Below are 8,082 nucleotides of genomic sequence, written 5' to 3' on the forward strand. Positions count from 1 at the left end.
GGTGTAGCTCGCGGTGGACGCGTTGGGCGCGCCGGGGTGTCATCTGTCGGTGGGCGGCGAACCAGGTTCCGCGGGCCACGATTCGTTCCAGCGTGTAGACCGCGGTGGCGGATTCGAGCAGGCCTCGGGCGGTGTCGTCGCTGACGGAGGACGCGGCGGTCCACAGCGCGGTCGCGGCGAGTCGTTCGCTGGTGGCGGCAGCGAGTTCGATGGCGGCGGTGTCGCGATCGAGTGCGACCCCGGCCGGGGTGATGTCGTCGCGTCGGAGTCCGGCCGCGATGGTGGTCGCTCTGTCGGTGAGCAGCCGGAGGTGCCAGGGCAGATGCGAGGGGGTGGCGGGCAGTTCCAAGGTGGTGATGTCGCAGGTGGTGAGTTGTCCGGCTTGTTTCCACAGCAGCTGTGATTCGCCTTCGGCCGTGATCATTGCCTCGGTGTTGCCGATCCAGTCCTGGATCCAGTTGGTGCGCAACGATCCTTGGGCGCCGCTGCGTTGCCGACAGGTCAGCAGGACCTCGTGGGCGGTGGATGCCAGCAACGGTTTGATCAGCATCGACCACACGCCGATGATCGGGTCTGCTGGTGTGGCGGCGGCCATGTCCTGCACGCGGCGTCCGAGCACGCTGATGGCGTAGGTCGCTGCCAGTGCGGAGACCAGGTCGCGGCGGACCGTGCCCCGCTCCACCATCAGGGTCCGGCCGCCGGGGCGGCGCTGGCGGGCGTAGTTGACCGTGACCGCCAGCCCCGCCCGCGCACCCGCCGCGGCCGCACCCGCCAAGTCCAGCCGTCCCCGTCCCAGCGTCGCGATCGCTCGGTGAAACCGCGACCGCACCGGCACACTCGACTCGAAACCATCCGGGCTCATCACTGCCCATGTCCCGCCGAGCAACCCCTCAGCGGAGACGAAGACCTTGTCGAAGCCAATCAACGCGTGATCCATGGGAGCCCAGCCCTTATCCGGGAGCGCGGCGACGTGCAGACCCTGTGCCAGTCCTTGGTCGGTGCGCAACCTTAATAGCAAGGGCAGGACACCCTCATCGCGGCCTCCGATGATCAAGCGGGCGGTGACCACTCCGGTCTTCGGTGTTGTTGGGTCGCCGATGTTGGGCATGAATTTCCAGCTGGCCGGGTCCGGCGAAGTGAGCCAGAACCCGCCCCGGATGCCGTCCCAGACCGCGGTCGTCCGCTGGTCGGCGCCGTTGGTGCCACCGAGCTCGGTCAACAACAACACTCCGACCGCCTGACCGGTGTCGAGTTCGGTGAGCAGGTCACGTTGATAGGCGGAGCCGTTGCCCACGGCGCTGATCGCCCCGATCGACAGATCGAGATGCCCGGTCAGCACTGGCAGCAGGTGCGGGGCACAGACCGCGGCCCACTCACACAGAACCCCGCGCAGCCGAGTGTCGGCGGCGATCGCGGTCGCCGACCCGCCCAGCCCCGCAATGGTCGCCCGGAGCAGGTTCGGTGCCAGCCTCGCTTCGGCCGGATAAGTCAAGCCTGTGCCGGGCCGGTCCCCGAGTTCGGTGATGACGGCACGCACGCGCTGGTGAATGTCTGGTTCGGTGCCCAGGATCGCGGCGCGCAACGAGGCGACGGTGGGATCACCGGATGGGGAGAACAGCTGGGCCGCCTGATTGTGGTCAGCGGGGATCGGCGGTAGATCGACGGTAGTCATCGCAAAGGTCTCCAAGCTGTTGTCTGGGGGCTGAGGTGGCCGCGGTGCAGGGCGGTTTCTCGGCGCTGCGGCTCACGCGGTTGCTCGTGGGCGCTGCGATCGGTTTTGCACCTGGCGGGTTGCTGCCGACCACTGGTCCGTCGGTGGTGGCGTGGTCCCGCGGTCGGGCTGACGGTTCGTCACGGTTCAGGGCCTGGCGTGAGTGGACGATCCGGTGTCGGCCCGGCCGTTGTTTCGGCGTTGTGGTGGTCGGGTTCTGTTGCCGTGGGCGGCAAGGCGAGCTGGACTGCGGTTTCGATTCGCTGCCCGTCGGTTGAGGGATCGTCGAAGGGGGTTGCGCCGGCCAGTTGCAGGTGGGCGCGGGTGATCAATTCCTCGACAGTCGGCGGCATCGGCAGACCGGGGTCGGTACCGGCCGGTGGGGTCGTGGTGCGACGCAGGCTGGCCAGCGACGACCGAACACTCGCCGCGATCGCGGGGGTGGCCAGGTCGCGCCAGAGCGCGGTCAGGTCGTCGACGGCGAGCCGGTGGTGGGTGGCGAGCCGTTCGGAGAGGTGGGCATCGGTGACCGTCGTGCTTCGTGCGCGTTGGGCCGGGTCCATGTTGATCGCGGCGGCGGTGTGGATGATGCGGGTGCGGATCGCGGCCATGTTGTGCCGAAGCTGTTGCGCCACAGCAGGTTCGGGCTCGATCTCGATCCCGGCTTGGTACAGATGGTGGTGGCGCAGTACCGAGACGGTGGCCATGTCGACGAGCCGGTGGGTGTCGGCGACGATTCGGCCGTAGCCGCGGCGGGGGACGTTGTTCTTCGGCGGGTCCCGCAGCACCGTGGTTGGTTGCCACGCCCGGTTCGCCTGCCCGTATTCGCGGGCTTGGGTGATCCACACACCTGGTATCGCTCTGCTGGCGGCCACGATCTCGGCGATGCTGCGGTCATGTTCGAGTCGCACCAGTTCGGGGGCATACGGCTGGCTTCGACGCAGCGCACCGGCACGGCGGGCCAGGTCATGGATGTTATTGAGTGCCTCTGCCTGCGGGGCCGGTAGTTCCGAGACCAGACGCGGCTGCGATGGCGGGCGGGTCATGGCTCGATCCCGGGATAGTTGGTTTGCGGGTCACTGAACACCGGCTGGGTAGTCCACCCGCTGTCGAGCTGGTGCGCACCAACTGCGGTCGCGCTGATGGCGGCGTCGATCTGCGCACCGGGTCCGTGGGAGAACAACCCGATCACCTGAAGGTGGTTGTCGCCGAGAACGTCAAGCACTGCGCTCGGCTCCGGGGGCGCGATCCTCGAATCGGGGTCGATGCCGGCCTCGGCCAAGGCACGCGCCTGCACAGCGCAGCTGCTGATGTCCGTGGCCGCGATCGCCCGCCACTGGTGGGCGAGTCCGGCTTCGGTCAGCCCCGCCGCTGCCGAGGCAGCAGTTTCGATCCACCGGTCGTGTGGCCATAGTTGTCGGGCCTCGTCAGCATCGACCCCGAGCAGGACACCGAGTTGGGCAGATCGTCGCCACAGGGTGTCGAGTGTTTCGTCGACGCTGGCGGTGTCGGAATTCTGTGCGGCGGCGATAGGCCGGTAGGCGGCATGGATTCCGGTGAACCGCGCCAGTTGTTCGATGTCGGTGCGCAGGTTGTCGATCAGCGCTTCCCGATCGACCGGGGCGGCGCGGCGCAGGAACAGGTTGGTGTTCCAGCGGATACCTTTCGTGCCGCGCTCGCGGGCCTGATCGACCCATTCGACTGATACCCCACCGGCGATGGCAGCGGCGCCGAGCTCGCTGTGCAGCATCGCCCGCGCCTGGAAATCCAGTGTCCATTCCGGGGTCGGCTCGGTGCCGCTGGCGCGTTGGGTAGTCAGCAGCTTTCGGGAGTCGGCGGCCTGATTCTGCAGCGCTTTGAGGACCCTTTTCTGGACCGTGGTCGCGTTGGCCATACTCACTGCGGTTCACCTGCTTCGGTGAAGGCGCGAAAGTCCGGGCCGAACCCAAGGTGGTGGACCGGTGTCGATGACCCCGGAGTGCCGAACCAATTCGACGGAACCGGTTCACCATCGAGGCCGGGGCTATCGATGTGGCGGTCGGGTGTGCAGCGGTGCAGTGGGCCGTTGGCGGCGTCGAGGATGTACCGCATTTGGGGGTCGATGTGGCGGACGAAAAGTGCGCTCATCGCCTGTTTGTCGTCGGCATCGACTGCGGCTTCGAAGCAGGCGTGTAGGCCGGCGAAGCGGATGGCCACGCCTTGGTGGCGCCACCACTGCCGACACCACGTGTATTGGCCTTCTCGGTTGTTCGCGGCGATCTTCACCGACACCACCGGCAACAACCAACCTTCGACGAACTCGCTGTAGTGACCGAACCTCTTCGCCGGTTTGCCCTCGTTGTCGGCGGCGGGGGCGGTGGTGCCGAACCAGCCGGGTGGGACGGGGTCGAACGGTAACGATGATGTGGTCTGGTGGTGGGTGCGGGTGCAGCGGTGGAGGGGGCCGTTCGCGGCGTCGAGGATAAGGTTGATGTGCGGGTCGAAGTGGGTGAGCAGGAACGTGCTCAGGCTCGATCCGGCTTTGGCGCGGCGCATCGCCTCGAACGCGATGTGCAGGTGCGCGATGCGGACGGCGACCGGGCGATGAGCCCACCACCGTGAGCACCAGGTGAAGGTGTTCTCCCGGTTCGCTTCGGCCAACCGGACGGTGATCGTCGGCAGCATCCATCTGGCGGCGAAGTCGGTGAAGTGAGCGAACTGCGGTGGCATCGGCGCCGCCGCGGTCTGGATGGGGCTGGTCACGACTCCCCCTCCCGCGTGGCAGGATGAGTGGCTTTGATCAGCGAAACCCGCGCCCCTTCGAACCGTTGCATCGACATACGAACCAGCGGCGCGTACTCGCTGTCGAACCAGGGGATTTTGCGGACGACGACGGGGCCGTGGCCGGGAAGACGGACCAGGGCACGGTCTTTGGGGAGGGCGGCGAGCATGGCGACGTCGAGGATGGGTTCGGCGCGCCAGGACAGGCTGCGTTGGATCCCGCCGGGGGTGTAGGTGCGGGAGCGGTCGGAGACGTCGTGTTGCCCGGCCATCGCCGACCAGTGCTCCAGATAGTCGCGTGAGGCGATGGACCCGCCGTAGACCTCGATCGACTGGGCCATCATCGTCTTCAACCCGTTGACTCCCCACAGGTTTTCGCCTTGTTCGAGGACCTGGAGGATGGTCATCAGGATGATTCCGCAGCCTGCGGCGTAGGTGTAGTAAGAGGGCAGTTCGCTGATGCGGGCGCAGTTGGCGGCCTCGTCGAGCACACACAACAGCGGTACCGCCAGCCGCCCGTCCGGGCGGGATCGCGCCGTGGTCAGGGCGGCTTCCAGGACTTGCCCGACCAGGGCGGCGGTCAACGGGGTGGCACCGTCGGGGCCGGTCATCGATAACGGATAGAGGGTGTCGTTGGATTTGACGAACGCGGTCGGGTCGAACTCCGGCAACAAATGGGTGCGGGGCTGCTCGGTGGACTCGATCAGTACCCCGTTGCGGATCGACGCCGACTTCCCGCCCCGACTCGGCGCCTTGGCGGCGGTTTCGCTGACCTGGAAAAGTTTCCGCACCGGTGGCGTGACCATCTGGGCATACCCGGAGTCCGACAGCACGTTGAGGAACCGGCGCGCCATGTCGTAGAGGCCGTCGCGCTGTCTCGCGTAGAGGCCTTGGCATTCGATGATGCGGGCGGCGGGGCGGTCGTGGCCGTAGTGGCGCAGGATCAGCGCCGGGGTCGGGTCTTGGTCGCGGCCAAGCCATTCCGCGACATGGTGCAGGTCCCCACCAGCGCACGCGGCAGCGAATATGTGCAGGGCGAATAGTTCTTGGGCGCCGCCGTCGAAGTAGGCGTCGGTTTTCGCGTTCGCGATTTCGTTCGCCGAACCCGCCGACCCTGAGACGAAGAACCCGGCCAGCTTGCGCGCCGCCGGGAGGCCGGTGGCCTGGTTGAACAGGTTCACCCAGAACCCGCACACCATCTTCCCGGTCACCGCCTGCAGGTCACACACCCACACCCGCCCGGCCTGTTCGCGACCGTAGACAGTGTGCCGGTACAGGTCGGGTTTGTTCGAGGTCGCCAGGCACGGCCCCCACGCCGAGAGCACCGCCGGGATCGCCCACGCCACCGTCTTTCCGGTCCGTTGACCAGCCGTCACGGTGACACCGAGTTCGGCGGGAACATGCAGGGCGATGTCGCCGATGACCGTGCGCCCTAACAGCGGTCCCGGATTCGCTTGCACTCCTGGTGGGGCGTCGATGAGGAGGCGTTGGTTGTCGGCGAGGTTGTCGGCGGCGCGAGCGATGCGGATCTTGCCCGGCGGTTGCATGGTCCGCGCCGCCGCATCGACCTCCCCACCGCTGGTGAACAATTGCGCTCCGCGGATCGCTCCTGCGCCGGTCACGCAGAGCAAGACCACCGCGATCGGGGTTGCTTGCCAAGGCCATCGCTTGTCTCCGGCGACGACCGACAGCAAGGCGGCGAACGGGTTCCACGACAGGGGCTGCCCGGCCTGCCAGCTGCCGAGTTTCAGTGCCGCCCACAGCACGAACACGAGCGCGAGCAGGGCTAGCAGGATCAGCAGCATGCTGGCTTCCTCACCCAGTCCGGACTTGGTGCGGCGGCGCGTTTCTCGGGGAGAGAACATGATTGACCTGGTCCTTTCAGAAGTCGGGGTCGACACCGGGCGCGTGGCGGGGTGCGTCGATGACCCCGGTGAATTGAGGGCTCACCCACTCGGCAGCGATGTCGGCATCGGGCAGGGCAGCCTCGACCGCATTGGCGATCACCGCCCCACCCGGCGGGGCAGTGCTGGGATCCAGGCGGTGGGTGTTCTCCGCGCCTGCGGCGAGCGCGAGCGCAGGTGGGTAGTCAGGAGCCAGACCGAGTTGGCTTCGCATGGTGTCGAGTTCGGCTACAGCGTTGTCGCGTTCGCCCAGGACGTGCTCGAGTTGGGCCAGCCGCGGCGCCCCGGGCTGCTGCGACCAGTAGTGCCCGGCCAGGCCCGCCTGGTAGGCGGCGGTGATCTCGGCGTGGTCTGCCCCGGCGAGCGCGGCGGCGCGGCGGGCGTGCCTGGCGCCGTCCATCAACCGCTCCAACTGGTCGATGCGGACCTGGCTGCCTTCGGGGGATTCGTCGAATTCGGTTGCCAGCCGGGCGTGTTGAGCGGCCAGGTCCTGGACCCGGCGCACGGCGACGATCTGGGCGGGCAACTGGTCGATCGTGACGGTGGGAGTGAGATAGGCGTTGCGTTGGGCGGCTGGCAGTAGGGCGGTGATCTCGTCTTCGCCGGTGTCGAGATCACCGAGGGCTTCCTCGGCGGCGAGGAGTTCGTCGGAGCCGTTGATGATCGCCTCGACCTCGGCCATGCTCAGCTCAACTTCGGCTCGCCCGCCCAACGCGCGATCGACCAAACTGTCCGAGCGTGTTGTCTCCACGCCGGGATCGGGGACCACGCTCAGGTGGCGAGGTCGCCATCGGGCACCGTCTTGGGCCGACCGGTCGTTGACCGGTTCGAGGTGCCCGGTTAGTTCCGCGGCTTGCCGTTGCGTCCGGACAGCGTTCAGGGCGATATCAGGGTCGCCGTCGATGAACGCTTGCTCGAGGCGGCCGAACTCGACGCGCGCGGCTTCGGGGTTGGCCGTCCACGCATCGACGGCGCCGGCCAGGTGGTTCCACAACTGTTGATGCTCCGGTGAGGCGTCTTGAAGCCAGTGCCTGGCGATGGCGTGCGCGCGAGCTTTGTACTCGACGACCTGAGCTGAGTTTTCCCCGTAGGCGGCGATCTCATTTAACTGGTGATGGGTGGCGAAGTCGGCGCGGAGTTGGGCTTCGACGGTGTCGGCAGAGTCGCGGTAGTAGGCCGGGTTGGTGAAACTGCTTCCTCGGTTTTCCCAGGTCATCGAGCGCTCCCGCCGGTATGGGGTAGCCAGAAGGAAATGGGATTCGAGGGTGAGGGTGGTTGGCGGAGACGGTGGGGCATCGTGCTTCCTCGGATCGAGAAAACGTCACACCCTTAAACGGGGTGTGGTGAAGTCCCAGCGGTTCAGGTTCGGTCGCCTCGGTCCAGTTCCCCCTGGCCGTGACGCCGACAATTCACGAATCGTGCTGCGGCTCTATAGGTCTGGGCCGCGATCAGTGCCGATCTCACCGACAGGTCCGGGAACCGGATCGGGATCGGGTTCCCACGACCACGCCTTGTCCTCGCCCAGGGCGGCATCGACGACCGCGGTGATCGCGGTGCTCTCGGCGGCCAGATCGATCGGGTCGGCCTGGCGGATGGCGGTGTCGACGAGCTGGGACCGCAACGCGCTCGTCGCATCAGCGATCATCGTGCGCGGTGTCGGCGGCTCGAGCAGGGCGGCGCCGACGTCGGGACCTCGCGGAACATACG

7 protein-coding genes are annotated in these 8,082 nt (G+C 67.4%); all 7 read right to left on the bottom strand.

The annotated features are described in order from the left end of the window. The coding region (locus QH270_RS09855) for an acyl-CoA dehydrogenase family protein (protein ID WP_280340308.1) at nucleotides 1-1,672 on the bottom strand (1,672 nt) is incomplete at its 3' end. Between the two features lie 179 nt (nucleotides 1,673-1,851). Then, complete coding sequence (locus QH270_RS09860) at nucleotides 1,852-2,622, bottom strand: hypothetical protein (RefSeq protein ID WP_280340310.1); 771 nt, start codon at nucleotides 2,620-2,622, stop codon at nucleotides 1,852-1,854. Nucleotides 2,623-2,753: 131 nt separating this feature from the next. Beyond that, nucleotides 2,754-3,611: a hypothetical protein gene (locus tag QH270_RS09865; protein ID WP_280340311.1), complete on the bottom strand. Its 858-nt coding sequence runs from the start codon at nucleotides 3,609-3,611 to the stop codon at nucleotides 2,754-2,756. After that, a complete protein-coding gene (locus QH270_RS09870) occupies nucleotides 3,608-4,453 on the bottom strand; it encodes a DUF4913 domain-containing protein (protein ID WP_280340312.1) in 846 nt (281 codons plus the stop codon). Before QH270_RS09870 ends, QH270_RS09865 begins: the two co-directional genes overlap by 4 nt. After that, nucleotides 4,450-6,336, bottom strand: coding sequence for a type IV secretory system conjugative DNA transfer family protein (locus tag QH270_RS09875; protein WP_280340313.1), 1,887 nt, complete (start codon nucleotides 6,334-6,336; stop codon nucleotides 4,450-4,452). Before QH270_RS09875 ends, QH270_RS09870 begins: the two co-directional genes overlap by 4 nt. 16 nt (nucleotides 6,337-6,352) lie before the next feature. Continuing rightward, a complete protein-coding gene (locus QH270_RS09880) occupies nucleotides 6,353-7,591 on the bottom strand; it encodes a hypothetical protein (RefSeq protein ID WP_280340315.1) in 1,239 nt (412 codons plus the stop codon). 213 nt (nucleotides 7,592-7,804) lie between these two features. After that, a partial coding sequence (locus tag QH270_RS09885) for a hypothetical protein (protein WP_280340318.1) occupies nucleotides 7,805-8,082 on the bottom strand: 278 nt, incomplete at its 5' end.

The sequence above is a fragment of the Nocardia neocaledoniensis genome (assembly GCF_029868625.1).
Lineage (GTDB): Bacteria > Actinomycetota > Actinomycetes > Mycobacteriales > Mycobacteriaceae > Nocardia > Nocardia neocaledoniensis_A.

Bases quoted from the DNA above. Each gene is read 5' to 3' on its own strand.
- QH270_RS09875 (WP_280340313.1), bottom strand. From the start codon at position 6,336: ATGTTCTCTCCCCGAGAAACGCGCCGCCGCACCAAGTCCGGACTGGGT.
- QH270_RS09880 (WP_280340315.1), bottom strand. From the start codon at position 7,591: ATGACCTGGGAAAACCGAGGAAGCAGTTTCACCAACCCGGCCTACTAC.